At 64.5% G+C, this 15736-nt stretch carries 16 protein-coding genes; 6 read left to right on the top strand and 10 right to left on the bottom strand.

The features are described from left to right. Nucleotides 1-33 precede the first annotated feature (33 nt). Together CSV86_RS17280 and CSV86_RS17275 are read right to left on the bottom strand one after the other, a co-directional pair. Complete coding sequence (locus CSV86_RS17280; protein ID WP_170394918.1) at nt 34-405, bottom strand: YbaN family protein; 372 nt, start codon at nt 403-405, stop codon at nt 34-36. Nucleotides 406-409: 4 nt separating this feature from the next. Next, the gene (locus CSV86_RS17275; RefSeq protein WP_009405136.1) at nt 410-997 is read right to left on the bottom strand and encodes a YecA/YgfB family protein; all 588 of its coding nucleotides are present in this window, start codon (nt 995-997) and stop codon (nt 410-412) included. 242 nt (nt 998-1239) lie between these two features. Here CSV86_RS17275 and recQ point away from each other — a divergent pair, with 242 nt between their 5' ends. Together recQ and CSV86_RS17265 are read left to right on the top strand one after the other, a co-directional pair. After that, nucleotides 1240-3375 carry a DNA helicase RecQ gene (gene recQ, locus CSV86_RS17270; RefSeq protein ID WP_009405135.1) on the top strand — a complete coding sequence of 712 codons (2136 nt, stop codon included), beginning with the start codon at nt 1240-1242 and terminating at the stop codon, nt 3373-3375. A gap of 114 nt (nt 3376-3489) precedes the next feature. Then, a complete protein-coding gene (locus CSV86_RS17265) occupies nt 3490-3930 on the top strand; it encodes a MarR family transcriptional regulator (protein WP_009405134.1) in 441 nt (146 codons plus the stop codon). 97 nt (nt 3931-4027) lie between these two features. Here the strand turns inward: CSV86_RS17265 and CSV86_RS17260 are convergent, their stop codons facing one another. Then, entirely contained in the window at nt 4028-6217 is a 2190-nt protein-coding gene (locus tag CSV86_RS17260; protein WP_009405133.1) for a patatin-like phospholipase family protein, read from the bottom strand. Nucleotides 6218-6285: 68 nt separating this feature from the next. On the opposite strand from CSV86_RS17260, the gene CSV86_RS17255 reads away from it, so the two are divergent. Beyond that, nucleotides 6286-6567 carry an Rdx family protein gene (locus CSV86_RS17255; protein ID WP_009405132.1) on the top strand — a complete coding sequence of 94 codons (282 nt, stop codon included), beginning with the start codon at nt 6286-6288 and terminating at the stop codon, nt 6565-6567. Here the strand turns inward: CSV86_RS17255 and CSV86_RS17250 are convergent. Together CSV86_RS17250 and CSV86_RS17245 are read right to left on the bottom strand one after the other, a co-directional pair. Continuing rightward, nucleotides 6564-7445 carry a DMT family transporter gene (locus tag CSV86_RS17250; protein WP_009405130.1) on the bottom strand — a complete coding sequence of 294 codons (882 nt, stop codon included), beginning with the start codon at nt 7443-7445 and terminating at the stop codon, nt 6564-6566. The genes CSV86_RS17255 and CSV86_RS17250 overlap by 4 nt on opposite strands. A gap of 78 nt (nt 7446-7523) precedes the next feature. Then, nucleotides 7524-8288 (bottom strand): AraC family transcriptional regulator, encoded by a 765-nt coding sequence (locus CSV86_RS17245; protein WP_009405128.1) that lies wholly within the window; start codon nt 8286-8288, stop codon nt 7524-7526. Between the two features lie 132 nt (nt 8289-8420). Here CSV86_RS17245 and CSV86_RS17240 point away from each other — a divergent pair, with 132 nt between their 5' ends. Beyond that, nucleotides 8421-9242, top strand: coding sequence for a UDP-2,3-diacylglucosamine diphosphatase (locus CSV86_RS17240; protein WP_009405126.1), 822 nt, complete (start codon nt 8421-8423; stop codon nt 9240-9242). A 107-nt stretch (nt 9243-9349) separates the two neighbouring features. On the opposite strand, the gene CSV86_RS17235 is transcribed toward CSV86_RS17240, so the two are convergent. Next, the gene (locus tag CSV86_RS17235) at nt 9350-9610 is read right to left on the bottom strand and encodes a DUF962 domain-containing protein (protein ID WP_205346399.1); all 261 of its coding nucleotides are present in this window, start codon (nt 9608-9610) and stop codon (nt 9350-9352) included. A 195-nt stretch (nt 9611-9805) separates the two neighbouring features. Between CSV86_RS17235 and CSV86_RS17230 the strand changes: the two genes are divergently transcribed. Continuing rightward, entirely contained in the window at nt 9806-10885 is a 1080-nt protein-coding gene (locus CSV86_RS17230; RefSeq protein ID WP_009405124.1) for an AraC family transcriptional regulator, read from the top strand. On the opposite strand, the gene CSV86_RS17225 is transcribed toward CSV86_RS17230, so the two are convergent. Then, complete coding sequence (locus tag CSV86_RS17225; protein ID WP_009405123.1) at nt 10842-12296, bottom strand: TrkH family potassium uptake protein; 1455 nt, start codon at nt 12294-12296, stop codon at nt 10842-10844. The genes CSV86_RS17230 and CSV86_RS17225 overlap by 44 nt on opposite strands. A gap of 131 nt (nt 12297-12427) precedes the next feature. Between CSV86_RS17225 and CSV86_RS17220 the strand changes: the two genes are divergently transcribed. Further along, the gene (locus tag CSV86_RS17220) at nt 12428-12982 is read left to right on the top strand and encodes an NAD(P)H nitroreductase (RefSeq protein WP_009405122.1); all 555 of its coding nucleotides are present in this window, start codon (nt 12428-12430) and stop codon (nt 12980-12982) included. 111 nt (nt 12983-13093) lie between these two features. Here CSV86_RS17220 and CSV86_RS17215 read toward each other — a convergent pair whose 3' ends face one another. The 3 genes from CSV86_RS17215 to CSV86_RS17205 all read right to left on the bottom strand — a co-directional run bounded on the left by CSV86_RS17215 (nt 13094) and on the right by CSV86_RS17205 (nt 15731). After that, nucleotides 13094-14428 carry a sensor histidine kinase gene (locus CSV86_RS17215; RefSeq protein ID WP_037061781.1) on the bottom strand — a complete coding sequence of 445 codons (1335 nt, stop codon included), beginning with the start codon at nt 14426-14428 and terminating at the stop codon, nt 13094-13096. Between the two features lie 61 nt (nt 14429-14489). Beyond that, nucleotides 14490-14927, bottom strand: a complete 438-nt coding sequence (locus CSV86_RS17210; protein ID WP_009405120.1) for a hypothetical protein — start codon at nt 14925-14927, stop codon at nt 14490-14492. 126 nt (nt 14928-15053) lie between these two features. Next, nucleotides 15054-15731, bottom strand: a complete 678-nt coding sequence (locus tag CSV86_RS17205; RefSeq protein ID WP_009405119.1) for a response regulator transcription factor — start codon at nt 15729-15731, stop codon at nt 15054-15056. Nucleotides 15732-15736 lie beyond the last annotated feature (5 nt).

The raw sequence follows: 15736 nt of genomic DNA, 5'->3' as shown, positions 1-15736 counted from the left end.
GCTTGCCAGCGATGAGGCCCTCAAGACAACAACCTAGTCCCGCCGACGCAGGGTCTTCTGCCTGAGGATATAGATCGAAACCAGCACCGCACTGGTCAGCATGAAGCCCCGGGCCCAGGGTGATGGCACCAGGTAGCAGGAGAGGCCGATACTCGCCCACATCAGGCCGATGGCGTAGACCTTGCCCTTGAGCGGAATGCCCTCGCCACTTAGATAATCACGAATCCACGGCCCGAGCCGCGGGTGATACACCAGCCAGTCATGAAAGCGCGGGGAACTGCGGGCAAAACAGGCTGCCGCGAGCAATAGAAAAGGGGTGGTTGGCAATACCGGAAGGAAAATGCCAATCACCCCCAACGCGACGCTGAGCCAGCCAGTGGCCAGCAGCAGGTAGCGCACCACCACGGAATCAGTGGTGGCGCGGTTTGAGCAGGGCCGGTTTTTCGTCTGGCGCGTGGCACAGCAGGTACAGGGCGGTCAGTGCTTCGGGGATCTGCACGATCATGTCGTCCATCAGGTTCGCATCACTGGCAATGTCGGCGAACTCGGGCTGCTCGTCGAACAGGCCGGAACCGACCATGATTGGCAGGAGCATCTCGCTGACTTCCTCTTCGGCGCTTTCGAACCAGGCTTCCTCGCGCAGGAACACGCCTTCCATGAAACCGATGCACCAACCGCGCAGGTCGGAATCGTCCGGCTCGTCGCCAAGGTCGAGGTCGCATGGCAGTTCGAATTCCTCGTCGCTGGCCAATTGGCGGGCGATATGGCCCTTGAGCTGGACCAGGGTGGCTTCGATCTCGGCGCGCTGGGCGTCGCTGGCGTAGTGGGGCTCCTCGGAGAACAGGGCGTCGATCCATTCCCGCTCGGGCACTTCTTCGGCGCAGATCGATAGCGCGGTCAGGTAGCCGTGGGCGGCAACGTAGTCCAACGCCTCTTCATGCAGCTCGTCGGCGTCGAGGAAGACTTGCAGGCGGGTCAATTGCTCAGCGAAGGACATTAGGGGCTACCTTGAAAATGGAACAATGTTGAATTCTAGCATTGTGCGGGCCTCGCAAGGCAAAGGATGACGCTCTATCGCGCGGTCGCCCTGCGCAGGCAGGGGCTCGGGTATACTCTCGGCTTTTTTCCGCTTGGTGCGGAATTTGCCCGGTAAAAGCTGCTTGCGTTTTTTTCCGTGAGAGGCGAAGGGTTTTGATCCAGCCTGTATGGCCAGGATGGGTTCACGATTTTGGAGTGGTTATGCTCGAACAGGCTCAGCGCGTTCTGCGCGATATCTTCGGCTACGACAGCTTCCGCGGTCGCCAGGGGGCGATCATCGAGTGCGTGGCCAAGGGTGGCGATGCGCTGGTGCTGATGCCTACCGGTGGCGGCAAGTCCCTGTGCTTCCAGGTTCCGGCGCTGCTGCGCAACGGCCTTGCGGTGGTGGTGTCGCCGCTGATCGCGCTGATGGAAGACCAGGTCGCGACCCTCGACGAGCTAGGGGTCGCTGCCGCGTCCCTGAACTCGACCATGAGCCCGGAACAGCAGCGCGAGCTGGCCGGACGCATTCGTCGCGGCGAGCTGAAGATGCTGTATCTCGCACCGGAGCGCCTGGTCCAGCCACGCATGCTGGATTTCCTCCGTGACCTGGACATCGCCCTGTTCGCCATCGACGAGGCCCACTGCGTTTCGCAATGGGGTCACGATTTCCGTCCCGAGTACCTGCAACTTGGCCAGCTGGCCGAGCTCTTCCCGCATGTGCCGCGCATCGCCCTGACGGCTACCGCGGACATGCGCACCCGCGAAGAGATCGTCAACCGCCTGCATCTGCAGAATGCCGAGCGGTTCCTTTCCAGTTTCGACCGACCCAACATCTTTTATCGCATCGTGCCCAAGGAGCAGCCGCGCAAGCAGTTGCTGGCGTTCCTCGGCGAGCGTCGCGGCAATGCCGGCATCGTCTATTGCCTGTCGCGCAAGAAGGTCGACGAAGTCGCCGCGTTCCTGTGCGGCGAAGGCTTCCCGGCGCTGCCCTATCATGCCGGCCTGCCTGCCGAGACCCGTGCCGCCAACCAGCGTCGCTTCCTCAACGAGGAAGGGCTGATCATGGTCGCGACCATCGCCTTCGGCATGGGTATCGACAAGCCCAACGTGCGCTTCGTCGCCCACCTCGACCTGCCCAAGTCGCTGGAAGCCTATTACCAGGAAACCGGGCGCGCCGGGCGCGACGGCCTGCCTGCCGACGCCTGGATGGCCTACGGCCTGCAGGACATGGTCATGCTCAAGCAAATGTTGCAGAACTCCGAAGGCGACGAGCGGCACAAGCGCGTGGAGCAGCACAAGCTCGATGCCATGCTCGCGCTGTGCGAGGAAACCCGTTGCCGTCGTCAGGCGTTGTTGCGCTACTTCGATGAAGAACTGCCCAACCCCTGCGGTCACTGCGACAACTGTGTCGATGGCGTGCAGACCTGGGATGCCACCGAGCCGGCACGCCAGGCCCTCTCGGCGATCTACCGTACCGGCCAGCGCTATGGCGTTGGTCATCTGGTGGATGTGCTGCTGGGCAAGGACAACGAGAAGGTCCGCAACTTCGGTCACGAAAAACTCTCCGTGTATGGCGTCGGCAAAGGCCGCGCCGAAGGCGAATGGCGCTCGCTGTTCCGCCAGATGGTGGCCCGCGGCCTGGTGGATGTAGACCTGGACGGTTATGGCGGCCTGCGCCTGTCCGATACCTGCCGTCCGCTGTTGCGCGGTGAAGTGACCCTGGAACTGCGCCGTGACCTCAAGCCGCAGACCACCAGCAAGGGCAGCAGCAGTGGTGGCAGTCCGGCCAGCCAACTGGTGCGCGGTGACGAGCGCGAGCAATGGGAAGCGCTGCGTACCCTACGGCGCAAGCTGGCCGAGGAACACGGCGTGCCGCCCTACGTCATCTTCCCCGACTCGACCCTGCTGGAGATGCTGCGCAGCCAGCCCACCACCCTGGCCGAGATGGCGCGGGTCAGTGGCGTCGGGGCACGCAAGCTGGAACGCTACGGCGAGGCCTTCCTCGAGGTACTTGCTGGCGAGGCCGAAACGCCACCTGTGGTCACCGACCTGCGCCACGAGCTGGTCAGCCTGGCCCGCGCTGGCATGACGCCTGCGCAGATTGCCGGGCAACTGAAATGCAGCGAGAAGAACGTCTACAGCTTGCTGGCCGAGGCGATCGGCCGTCAGGAGCTGTCGCTGGAGCAGGCCCTTGACCTGCCTGAAGACCTGATGATGGAAGTGCAGGACGCCTTCCTCGATGGTGAAGGCGAACTGCCGCCGGTGTCCGAAATCCAGCCGCTGTTCGGTTCCCGGTTGCCGGACGGGGTGCTCTACTGCGTGCGTGCTGCCCTGGCGGCCGAATTCGAGATGTAGCGAGGGTTGTCACTATTTCTTACGTTTGGTCAAGATCGTCGTCAAGATGAACCTTGCCTAAGCGCAAAGGCCATGGTTAGCTGACTAATAATTAGTTCTGACCATGAGTTTTCCATGCCACTGACCGATCAACACCGCTTCGGGATGCAGCTTGCCCACATGTCCCGAGGCTGGCGCGCCGAGCTGGACCGCCGCCTGGCCGGCCTGAACCTGTCCCAGGCGCGTTGGCTGGTGCTGCTGCACCTTGCCCGTTTCGACGAAGCCCCGACCCAGCGTGAACTGGCCCAAAGCGTGGGCGTCGAAGGCCCGACCTTGGCCCGATTGCTCGACAGCCTGGAAGCACAGGGGCTGGTGAAACGCCATGCGGTGCTGGAAGACCGGCGGGCCAAGAAGATCGTCCTGTGTCCTCCGGCCAAGCCGTTGATCGACCAGATCGAAACCATCGCCAATGCCCTGCGCGTGGAATTGTTCACCGGTGTCGATGAAGAGGACCTGGCGGTGTGCATGCGGGTGCATACGCGGATCCTGGCGAACCTGGACAAGTCCAAGGTTTGATTTCGAAATTACTGGCCTCATCGCTGGCAAGCCAGCTCCCACAGGAATCGCGTGCACCGCCGAACCCTGTGGGAGCTGGCTTGCCAGCGATGAGGCCCTAGAACGTCTGCCCAAGATTCAGGTACACCGCCTTCTCATCCTCGGTATTGAACCCATAGCTGAAGCTCAGCGGCCCCAGCGGTGTGTCGAAGCCGAGGAAGATGCTCGCCGCGTTGATATAGCCGCTGTCGAATTCGTTGTCGTTGTTCCACACCCGCCCGCGCTCGAGCGATCCGCCCAGGTACAACGGGAAATCCAGCGGCAGATAGGCCCGCGGGGTCAGCCGGCGGTAGTACACCATGCGCATCAGGCTGAGGTTCTGCCCCGACAGCGAATTCTGCCGGAAGCCCGAGAGCTGCCGCGCCCCGCCCATGACCATGCTCGACACCACTACGTCGGCATCATCCAGGGTACGGCCATAGCGACCGCCCAGTACCCAGGTATCCGGTCCGCTGCTCAAGGCCTTGTCCAGCTTCAGATCCCACTGCCGATAGCGCTGGTCCGACCCCAGTGCGGGCTCGAACTGGCGCAGGGTCAGGCGGATGTCTTCCCCGCTGTGGGGAAAGTAGACATTGTCCAGGGTGTCGAACGAGTACTTGAGGTCGTAGTAGCCCTCGTTGAAGTTGATCTCCGGCAGGTCCTGGTCGCCGACCCGCACTTTCGCCTGGCCCCAGGCCTGGCCTACCCCCAGGCGGACCTCGCCGCTGGTGCCGATCTGCCGACCGACATTGAGACCGAATCCGTAGCGTTCCAGGCGGTATTCGGCGATCGGATCGTTGTCCAGCGTCGCCTCGATATTCTGCGAGCCCAGCTCCAGGAACGGCGCGACGAAGTACCGCGAACCTACGTCCATCGGCTGGTAGAACTCGCTGTACAGCTCCTGCACATCACCTATCTGCGCCCGGGTCAGCCATTCGGCGCCGAGCTGGTTGATGCCGTTGACCCGATAGCTGGCGCCGAGGTTGAAGGCACTGTCACCGCGCATGTCGTCGGACAGGTTGAGTCCCAGGCGCAGGTAATCGGTACCGCCGCGCCGTCCGCGGGCGGTGATCACCAGGGTGTTGTCCTTGCCCTTGTGCACCACCCGGTACTGCACCCGGTCGAAGTAATCCAGGCCGTAGAGGGTGCCCATGTCGGTCTGCAGGCGCCCCAGGTCCAGCGGCTGGCCGATGGTCTGGCGGATGTAGTAGCGAACCACGTCATCGCTGACCTTGGAGTCGTTTTCCACCTTGATCGCGGTGATGATCGGCGTGCGCTGGTCCGGCGAGCGCGCTACTGCCAGCTCGATACCGCTGCCTTCGGGTGGACGCAGGGCGGCAAAGCGATTGTCGAGGATCCGTGTGGCCCGGTAGCCGGCGTCCATCATTTCCTCGGCGCGGCCGAAGTCGGTGGCGCTGATGCTGGCCAGCGACGGCTGGATCAGGATGTCATCGCGGTGCAGGGCCGCCAGTTGTTCCTCGGAGTTGCGCCGGGTCATCAGGGTGATGGACTGGTTGAGCACGTCCACCACTGTGCCCAATTGCTTGCGGTTGCGCAGCGGGGTGCCGATATCGACGACGATCGCCACGTCCACCCCCATCTGCCGCACGATATCCAGGGGGATGTTGTCGACCATGCCGCCATCCACCAGCAGCCGGCCATCCAGCTCCACCGGGGCGAACACCGCCGGAATCGACATGCTGGCGCGAATCACCTGGGGCAGGTGGCCGCGGCTGAACACTACCTTTTCGCCGCTGGCGATATCGGTGGCTACGGCGCGGAAGGGAATCGGCAGCTTGTCGAAGTCACGGGTATCGCTGGTATGGGCCAGCAGGCTTTCCAGCAGCAAGGCGAGGTTCTGGCCCTGGATCACGCCCAGCGGCAGGCCGAGGCTGCCGTCGTCGCGAAAGCTGAGTTTCTGTTTCACCAGAAAGTCGCGGTCGTCCTGCTTGCGCCGGAACGGAACGTCCTTGCGCGGCGGGGCGTCGGACAGTGCCTGCTGCCAGTCGATGCTGCGCGCCAGCTTTTCCAGCTCCTCGACCTTGTAGCCGGAGGCATACAACCCGCCGATCACCGCGCCCATGCTGGTGCCGGCGATGGCATCGATCTTCACCCCCTGTTCCTCCAGGGCCTTGAGCACGCCGATATGCGCCAGCCCGCGGGCTGCGCCACCGGACAGCACCAGGCCGACCTTGGGCCGGGCAGTTTCGGCGGCGACCAGATGCAGGGACGGGAGCAGGAAAAGCAAAAACAGCAGCAGGCAGCGCATCGCGATTCTCGAAGCCAAGGGCAAACCGCTAGTATAAGCGCCACTTACTTTCCTTTGAGACCGCCACCGTGAGCACCTCCAAGCCCGAGATCGTCATCACCTACTGCACCCAGTGCCAATGGCTGCTGCGCTCCGCCTGGTTGGCCCAGGAACTGCTCAGCACTTTCAGCGACGACCTGGCCCGTGTGGCCCTGGAGCCGGCCACCGGCGGCACTTTCCGCATTACCTGCGACGGTGTGCAGATCTGGGAGCGCAAGGCCGATGGCGGCTTCCCCGAGGCCAAGGTGCTGAAGCAGCGTGTGCGTGACCGGATCGACCCGCAACGCGACCTGGGCCACAACGATCGCTAATGCTCCGCAGCCACCTTTGTTGATCCGCCACTGGCCGCCAGTCGGCTGGAAACGACGATGGCGAAGATGATCAGCACGCCGCCCAGCAGCATGCGCGGCGTGGGCGTTTCGGCGAACAGCATCCAGGCCACGGCGATGCCGTAGATCGGCTCCATGGCGAACACCACGGCGGCGGTGCGCGCCTTGATCACGCCGAGGGCAGCGACGAACAGGCTATGGGCGACGCCGGTGCAGAACACCCCGAGCAGGCCGATCCACAGCCAGTCCAGCGCCGGCACCGCGCCCAGGCCCGGCGCGGCGAAAGGCAGCAGGCACAGGGCAACCACCAGGTTCTGGCACATCGCCGCCTGCACTGCAGGAATCCGCCCGGAGCCGGCACGGTTGGTCAGCGACAGCAGTGAGAACAGCAGGCCGGACAGCAGCGACCAGAGCAGGCCGCCGGTGGCCTTGCTGGCCAGGTTGAACTCCGGTGTTACCAGGATCAGGCCGACGGTCACCAGCGCCACTAGCAGCAACTCGTTGCCGCGGATCCGCTCGCGGAACAGCAGCCCTTCGAGGATCACGGTAAAGGCCGGGAAGCTGGCGAAGCCGAGGGTGGCGATGGCCACGCCGCCGACTTTCACCGAAATGAAGAAGCTCACCCAATGTCCGGCCAGCAACACGCCGCCCAGCCCGAGGCGACGCCAGTCTTGTGCTTGCAGCGCTTTCCAGCCCGGCCCGGCGAGGCGGGCGAACAGGCCCAGGGCGAGTACCGCAAAGGCGGCGCGACCGAAGACGATGATCGACGGCGAGGCGCTGGCCAGCTTGCCGAAAACGCCGGTCAGGCCAAAGAACAGCGCGCCGATATGCAGGGCGCCGAGGGCAGTGCGGTGGTTCATGGAAGTCCTTGCGGGGTCCGGTATCGACACAGCCAGTCTACGGCGCCGACAGCGGGGCTGTCTGTCGCCGGACTCGCGTCAGTTGTCGCCGGACTCGCGGCGCAATGCGCCGGGGCTGCGACCGAAGGCCTTGAGCATGGCGGCGGCGAAGGCGCTTTGGGAACTGTAGCCGACCCGGCTGGCGATCTCGCCGATGGGCAGGCTGCTGCCTTGCAGCAACTGGCGGCCGCGCAGCAAACGGCGCTGGCGGATGTACTCCATCGGCGTGATCCCGCGTTCGGCCATGAGCCGCGCATGCAGGCGGGCGCTGGACAGGCCGGCGAGACGGGCCAGGTCGGCGACTTGCAGGGGATAGGCGGCGTATTGCTCGATATGCGCGTCGAAGGACGCGTAGGGCAGCTCCCGCGACGGCGGCAGCGGGCTGTTGCCCGGATTCAGGCTGGCCAGCAGCAGTACCGCGCCCTGGCGAGCGATCAGTGGATCGTCCATCGGACCGTGGGCCAGCCAGTCCACCAACTGTTGCTGGCGGTTGTCCAGCAGCAGCGGGCCAGGACGGTCCAGCAGGCGCAGGCAGTCGCTGCTGCGCTCGCCGAGGCTCTGCGCCAGCCAGTTTTCCGCCGGTACATCCAGCACCAGGCAATGGCTGCCGACAGGGCTGCCGCAGGTGTGGTGGGCACCTGCGGGAATCACCATCAGGTCCTGGCGCTCGACCCGTCCGCCACGGCCGTCCACTTCGAAATCCAGGCGACCGCCGAGGCCGAACACCAGTTGCGGGTGGTCGTGGGCGTGGGCGATCAGGTCGTCGCGGTAATGGCGCAGGGAAAGAATCGGGCCGTTGCTCATCTGGCGTGGTGTCCGGCTGGGCGAAAGCTGCCATTGTACGCCCCGGCAGCTGTCATGGGACTGCCGCATGGCTGTCATGTCGGATTAACCGCTGGCTGGCAAGGTCGACCAAAGTCAGCCGGAGCCTCGCCCATGAACAGTGCCGCGTTTCTCAAGCCCACGCGCAAGCGGCGTGTCCGCACCCTGTGGATTTCCGACGTGCACCTGGGCACGCGGGATTGCCAGGCCGAGCACCTGTCGCAGTTTCTCAAGCGCTACCACGCCGACCGCATCTACCTGGTCGGCGATATCATCGATGGCTGGAAACTGCGCGGCGGTATGTACTGGCCGCAGGCACATACCAATGTGATCCGCCGGTTGCTGACCATGAGCAAGCGCGGCACCGAGGTGATCTATGTCACCGGCAACCATGACGAGTTCCTGCGTCGCTACTCCAGGCTGATCCTCGGCAATATCCACCTGGTGGACCAGGCCGAGCATCTGACAGCCGATGGGCGCCGCCTGTTGGTGATCCATGGCGACCAGTTCGACGTGATCACCCGCTACCACCGCTGGCTGGCGTTCCTCGGTGATTCGGCCTACGAATTCACCCTGACCCTGAATCGTTGGCTCAATCATTGGCGGGCGCGCTACGGCTATGGCTATTGGTCGCTGTCGGCGTACCTGAAGCACAAGGTCAAGACGGCGGTGAACTTCATCAGCGATTTCGAAGAAGCCATCGCCCATGAATGCGTGAAGCAGGGCTTCCACGGCGTGGTCTGCGGGCATATCCACCATGCCGAGATCCGTAAGGTGGGGGAGGTGGACTACCTCAATTGCGGGGACTGGGTGGAATCGTGCACGGCGCTGATCGAGCACTGGGACGGGACCATCGAGTTGTATCGGCTGGCCGAGGATCAGGCACGGATGGCAGAGGAAGAAGCCGCCAGGGTGGCCGAATCCGTGCAAGGCTGAAGGGCCTCATCGCTGGCAAGCCAGCTCCCACAGGTTACGCGATCCCTGTGGGAGCTGGCTTGCCAGCGATGAGGCCCTGAAGAGCAAAGCAAATTCCTGAACCAGCCTCAAAAACTCACTTTCCCGCGCAACATGTCCCGATACATCACGAAATCCCCCAGCAGGCTATAGAACGGATGCTGAAAGGTCGCCGGCCGGTTCTTTTCGAAGAAGAAGTGCCCGATCCAGGCGAAGCCGTACCCGGCGAACGGCACTGCCAGCAGCAGTAACCAGGTGCCGCTGCCGATCGTGTAGGCAAGCAGGGCGATGACCAGTGTGGTACCGATGAAGTGCAGGCGACGGCAGGCGGGGTTGGCGTGTTCGTTCAGGTAGTAGGGTAGAACTGCGCGAAATTGTCGAATCGGCGGGGGCTTTCCACGGGGCTGATGCCTCCTTGTTCTTGTAGATTTTCAACGGGTACGGCGTGGAGCCTGAACCCAGTCTAGAGTCAATTGCTGTATCGGCAAGTGACAATAAGCGCCACTTTAGTATCCTTGCGTCTTATCCCAAACCAGAGCCAGCCAATGAACGAGCGAACCACCTCAGCAAGCTGGGCCTCGGGTATTGTCAAGGCTCTCGAGCTCGAAGGGCTGGACTGCCCGGCCCTGTTCCACAAGCTTGGCCTGGACTTTGCCGCGCTGAGCGACCCGGATGCGCGCTTCACCCAGGACTCCATGACCCGCCTCTGGCTGCTCGCCGAGGAGCTTTCCGGCAACCGCGCCATCGGCCTGAACATGGCCAGGGTGGTGCGTCCGGCATCCTTCCATGTGGTGGGTTATGCGCTGATGTCCAGCCGCACCCTGGCCGAAGGCTTCGAGCGCCTGGTGCGCTACCAGCGGATCATCGCCGAGAGCTCCGACCTGAGCCTGCAGCTCGGCCCGGAGGGGCATGCCCTGATTCTCACCGTGCATGGTGATCACCTGCCACCGACCCGGCACAGTTCCGAAGCATCCCTTGCCTGCGCGCTGGCCCTGTGCAGCTGGCTCAGCGGGCGTACCATCCAGCCGCGCCGGGTGCTGATCCAGGGCCCGCAGCCCGAGGATATCGAGCCCTATCGTATCGCTTTCCACTCGCCGCTGGTGTTCAACGCACCCTACGATGCGCTGATCTTCGAGCCGTCCGACCTGCAATCCCCGTTGCCTACCGCCAACGAGGCAATGGCGGTGTTGCACGACCGGTTTGCCGGGGAGTATCTGGCGCGTTTCTCGGAAAGCCGGGTGACCCACCAGGCGCGGCAGGTGCTGTGTCGCGTATTGCCCCAGGGCGAGCCCAAGCGCGAGCTGGTGGCCCAGGCGCTGCACCTGTCCCAGCGCACCTTGCAGCGACGCTTGCAGGAAGAGGGCACCAGCTTCCAGGCGCTGCTCGACGACACCCGCCGCGAACTGGCCGAGCAGTACCTCTCCCAGCCGGGCATGACCTTGCTGGAAACCGCCTATCTGCTGGGCTTCGCCGACCCGAGCAACTTCTTCCGCGCATTTCGTCGCTGGTTCGGCCTCACTCCCGGCGAGTATCGCGCCCGTCGCCATGGCCTGAGCCACGACGACGCGGAAGCGGACGCTGTCAGTGCCGCCAGAACGCCGGCATACAGAGAACAAATACGGTAATGATCTCCAGGCGGCCAAGCAGCATGCCGCCCGCCAGGATCCACTTGGCCGCGTCCGGCAAGGTGGCGAAGTTGCCCGCCGGGCCGATGGTCTCGCCCAGCCCCGGGCCAACGCCGGATACGGTGCTCGCCGCGCCGGTCAAGGCAGTCATCCAGTCGACGCCGAGCAGCGACAGGAGCAGGGCGATCACGCAGATGGTGATGGCGAAGAAGAACGAGAAGGTCAGGATCGAGCGCACGATTTCTTCATCGAGGCGGTGACCGTTGTATTTCTGCTTGATCACCGCGCGCGGGTGGATCAGCTGGTTGAGCGAAGCCTTGAGCAGGATATACGCGACCTGGAAGCGGAAGATCTTGATGCCCCCGGCAGTGGATCCCGAGCAGCCGCCGATGAAGCCCAGGTAGAAGAACAGCATCAGCGAGAAGTTGCCCCACAGGCTGTAGTCGCCCAAGGCGAAACCGGTGGTGGTGACGACCGAGGTGACGTTCAGGGCGACATGGCGGAAGGCATCCAGCCAGTGCAGCTTGGTGGTCGCCCAGTACCAGGTGCCGAGCACGATCCAGGTCACTACCAGCAGGAGCAGCAGGCCCTGGACCTGCTGGTCGCGGATCAGCGCCCTGCGGTTGCCGCGCAGGGTGGCGACGTACAGGGTGAAGGGCACGCTGCCGGAGATCATCACCACCACCGCGACCCAGTGCACCGCCGGCTGGTCCCATTTCGCCAGGGACATGTCCGAGGTGGAGAAACCGCCGGTCGAGATCGCCGACATGGCATGGTTGATCGCATCGAACGGGCTCATTCCCGCCCACCAGAAGGCCAGGCTGCCGAAGATGGTAATGCCGACGTACACCAGCACGATGTACTTGGCCACCATGTGCGAGCGCGGCATGACCTTTTCCGAGCGGTCCGAGGATTCGGTCTGGAACAGGCGCATGCCACCGATGCGCAGCAGCGGCAGGATCGCTACCGCCATGCCGATGAAGCCGATGCCGCCGAGCCAGTGCAGTAGCGAGCGCCACATGAGGATGCCGGGCGACATATTGTCCAGGCCGCTGAGCACCGTGGAGCCGGTGGCGGTGATCCCCGACATGCTCTCGAAGAAGGCGTCGGTGTAGCTGATGTGCTGGGTCAGCAGGAACGGCAGGGCGGCGAAGATGCACACCACCAGCCAGCTGCTGACGGTCAGCAGGTACATGTCCCGCGGGCGCAGGTGCACGTGCTCCGGGCGCCCCGGCAGGACCAGGGCCAGGCCGGCGACGAAGGTGATCAGGCTCGACCACAGGAACGACGGCATGTCGCCGGTGCGCTCGAAGATGATCAGCGTGGCCATGGGGACCGTCATGCTGATCGCCAGGGTGATCAGGAAGATGCCGATAATGAAACCGATGATCCTTAAGGTCGGCAACGCCACCATGTACTCAGCCCTGACTCGAAACGGAAGGGCGCCATTCTACCTGCGGCCCCTTTTAAGTAAACGGCGCTGTGCGCTTTGCCTAAGAGCACCCTAGAATGGCCGCTCATTTTTCCACTGGAGGGTAGCCGATGGAGGCTCTCGACGCTTTGCTCAACCGTGTTTCCGTTCCGCGCCTGACCGAACCCGCGCCCAATGCGGCGCAGCGCGAGGGGCTGTTCCAGGCGGCCTTGCGTGCGCCGGACCACGGGCAATTGCGGCCATGGCGCTTCATCACCGTCGAAGGGGAAGGGCGCAACCGTCTGGGCGAGCTGTTCGCCGAAGCGGTAGCGCAGAAGGGCGATGCCGAACAGGCCGCGCTGGACAAGGCCCGGGCCATGCCGCTGCGCGCCCCCTTGCTGGTGCTGGTGATTGCCCGGACCCGCGAACACCCCAAGGTGCCGGTGTCGGAGCAGGTACTGGCGGCGGGCTGCGCGGCCCATGGGATCCTGCTGGCAGCCCATGCCCAGGGTATCGGCGCAGTATGGCGCACCGGCGAGCTGGCCTATTCGGCGCATGTCGCCAAGGGGCTGGGGCTGGAAGCGGGAGAGGAACTGATCGGCTTCCTGTACCTGGGCACGCCGATCGGTGAGCCGCGCACGGCGCCGGTGCTCAAGACCGAGGATTTCGTCAGCGCCTGGGGCTGAGATCTCCAGTGGGGCTGGTGGCCTCATCGCTGGCAAGCCAGCTCCCACAGGTTTGGCTCAGAACCCTGTGGGAGCTGGCTTGCCAGCGATAGCGCCATCAGCCTCAACCCATCAAGCACTGACACTCCCGTGGACCGGGAGCACCAGGGTAGCCACAAACCCACCCTGCGGATGATTGCCCAGTTGCAACACCCCGCCATGCCGCTCCGCCGCCTTGCGCGCGATCGCCAGCCCTAGCCCATGCCCCGCCGCCGTCTGCCCCGGCGCGCGGAAGAATGGCTCGCCCAACTGCTCCAGGTGCTCCGCCGCCACCCCGGGCCCGTGATCACGCACGCTGAGCATGATCCTGTCACCGTCGCGCCCGGCCGTCACTTCGATCGGTTGGCCTTCAGGATTGAAGCGCAGTGCATTGCGCAGCAGGTTGTCCAGCGCCCGCTCCACCAGGGTCGGCCAGCCGTGCAGGCTCAAGCCCGGGGTCTCCCGCAGTTCGATCAGCTGCTCCGGCGCACTCAGTTGCGCATCCTTGCATACGCCATTGACCACCGCATTGATGTCCACCGGTTCGGCGTGTGCCTGCTCGGCATCGACCCGGGCCAGCACAAGGATCTCGCTGATCAGGGCCTCCAGGCGGTCGCATTCGCGGGTCAGGCGCGGCCAGTAGGTATCACGCTGCTGCGGCTCGGCACGTTCGGCCAGCGCCAGGGCGATACGCAGGCGGGCCAGGGGCGAGCGCAGTTCATGGGAAACGTCGCGCAACAACTGGCGCTGGCTACCGATCAGGCTCTGCAAGCGCGAGCCCATGCGGTTGAAGTCGTTGGCCAGCACGCCGAATTCGTCCCGGCGCGCGGCCAGGCGGGCCAGGCTGTTCTGCTGGTAGGTGGTCTGGCCCAGGTCATGCACCGCGCTGCGCAGGCGGCTGAGCGGGCGGGTGATGGACAGGGTCACCAGCAGGCTGAACAGGGTCAGGACCACCAGTGCGATGCCAAGGGCGCTGAACGGCCAGATCAGGCTGTCGCGGTGCCAGGCGTCAAGCTCCGGATGCGGTATGCGGTAGATCAGCAGGTAGGTTTCGCCGCTGCTGGCGCTGGTGTACTCCTCGGTCAGGCGGCGCCAGGGCAGGGGACGATGATCGTTGCCCTGGCGCGCTTCGAACACCGCAGCCCGCCGCGGGAAGGTGCCGGGCACCACCGAGTCACCGGCTTCGTTGAGCACCTGGGTGTCGATGTGGTAGCGCCGCTTGCGTTGCTCCAGGTACTGCTGGGCCGCTTCCGGGCCCTGGGTTTCGTAGCGCTGGGTCCAGTTCTGCGCCAGGGTATTGAGGCCGGGGTGGCGGCTGAGGATCCAGGCGTCCTGGTTGAGGATGTGCCCGAGCAGGATCGACAGGCCGGCAACCAGGGCGATGGCCAGCCAGAAGCTGGCCAGGATACGCCAGAACAATGAACGCAAGGGCAGTCCCTCGAACAGGAAAAGCCCGGCCTGCTTGCGCAGGCCGGGCGGGGTTCATGGATTATTGGGCCTTTTTGCCATGTTCGGCTTTCCAGGCCTGGAACTCCTGCCATTCGGCACGGCGTTCCTCACGTTTTTTCTTCATCTCGTCGAACTGCTTTTGCTGTTCAGGCTTGAGCAGGGCGCGGATATCGGCCTGGGTCTTGTCCTGCTTGGCCTTGAGCTCGTCTTTCATGGCTTTCTGCTCAGCAGCGGGCAGCTTGTCCAGGTATTTCCGGGTGACGTCGCGGCGGTCTTTCATTTCCTGGCCCATCAGCTTGCCGATCTGCTGGCGCTGTTCGTGGGTCAGGTCCAGCCTGGCAAGCGGGTCGCCACCGCGGTGATGTTCGCTGAAGCGTGGGCCGTGGTCAGGGCCCGGACCCGGGCCGGCGTCCGGCATGGCCATGGCGACGGTCGGCAGGGCGGCAGCGAACATCAGGGCGATAAGGGTCTTGCGCATGGTGTATCTCCTTTCTGAAGGCCGGTCGTTACCGGATGTGGCCAGTTTATGGAGATCAAGGTCAGCGGCGGTCAGGTGACGGTAAAGCCTGGGTAAAGAGGACGAGCCTTGCTGCTGACATAGCCATCACAAGCTGTAGTAGTAGCCCCGGCTGCGCAGGGCGACGATGCGCGGGCGTCCGTCGGCATGCGGGCCGATCTTCTTGCGCAGGTTGCTGACATGCATGTCCAGGCTGCGGTCGTACAGGGTCAGCTTGCGCCCCAGGGCGATCTGGGCCAGTTCCTGCTTGTCCAGCGGCTCGCCGGGCTGGCGCAGCAGGGCTTCGAGGATGCGGCTTTCGGAAAGGGTCAGGGTCTGCTCGCGTTGGTCGATCTCGACCACGCCACGGGCGGGGCTGAAGCTCAGGTCGCCGAGTTCCACCTGGGTCGGCGTCGCCGGGGCATGGCTGCGGCGCAGCACGGCGCGCAGGCGGGCGGTGAGTTCCCGTGGGTCGCAGGGCTTGGCCAGGTAGTCATCGGCGCCGAGTTCGAGGCCGAGGATGCGGTCCAGCGGCTCGCCGCGGGCAGACAGCATCAGGACTGGCAGCTCGGCGTGCTCGCTGCGCAACTGCTTGAGCAATTCGAGGCCGCTGCCGTCGGGCAGCATGACGTCCAGCACGACGGCAGCGGGGGCCTGTTCGGCCAGGGCCTTGCGTGCGCTCAGGCCGTCGTGGCAGGCGCGGACCTGGAAGCCCTCCTGGCCCAGCCAGTGGACGAGCAGTTCGCAGAGTTCCTGGTCATCGTCAATCAGTAGCAGTTCGCTCATGTCTT

The organism is Pseudomonas bharatica CSV86, from assembly GCF_000319305.2.
GTDB classification, from domain to species: domain Bacteria; phylum Pseudomonadota; class Gammaproteobacteria; order Pseudomonadales; family Pseudomonadaceae; genus Aquipseudomonas; species Aquipseudomonas bharatica.
This window is presented reverse-complemented; position numbering and strand designations above follow the sequence as displayed.

Bases quoted from the DNA above. Each gene is read 5' to 3' on its own strand.
- CSV86_RS17275 (WP_009405136.1), bottom strand. From the start codon at position 997: ATGTCCTTCGCTGAGCAATTGACCCGCCTGCAAGTCTTCCTCGACGCC.
- recQ (WP_009405135.1), top strand. From the start codon at position 1,240: ATGCTCGAACAGGCTCAGCGCGTTCTGCGCGATATCTTCGGCTACGAC.
- CSV86_RS17265 (WP_009405134.1), top strand. From the start codon at position 3,490: ATGCCACTGACCGATCAACACCGCTTCGGGATGCAGCTTGCCCACATG.
- CSV86_RS17260 (WP_009405133.1), bottom strand. From the start codon at position 6,217: ATGCGCTGCCTGCTGCTGTTTTTGCTTTTCCTGCTCCCGTCCCTGCAT.
- CSV86_RS17250 (WP_009405130.1), bottom strand. From the start codon at position 7,445: ATGAACCACCGCACTGCCCTCGGCGCCCTGCATATCGGCGCGCTGTTC.
- CSV86_RS17245 (WP_009405128.1), bottom strand. From the start codon at position 8,288: ATGAGCAACGGCCCGATTCTTTCCCTGCGCCATTACCGCGACGACCTG.
- CSV86_RS17240 (WP_009405126.1), top strand. From the start codon at position 8,421: ATGAACAGTGCCGCGTTTCTCAAGCCCACGCGCAAGCGGCGTGTCCGC.
- CSV86_RS17230 (WP_009405124.1), top strand. From the start codon at position 9,806: ATGAACGAGCGAACCACCTCAGCAAGCTGGGCCTCGGGTATTGTCAAG.
- CSV86_RS17220 (WP_009405122.1), top strand. From the start codon at position 12,428: ATGGAGGCTCTCGACGCTTTGCTCAACCGTGTTTCCGTTCCGCGCCTG.
- CSV86_RS17210 (WP_009405120.1), bottom strand. From the start codon at position 14,927: ATGCGCAAGACCCTTATCGCCCTGATGTTCGCTGCCGCCCTGCCGACC.
- CSV86_RS17205 (WP_009405119.1), bottom strand. From the start codon at position 15,731: ATGAGCGAACTGCTACTGATTGACGATGACCAGGAACTCTGCGAACTG.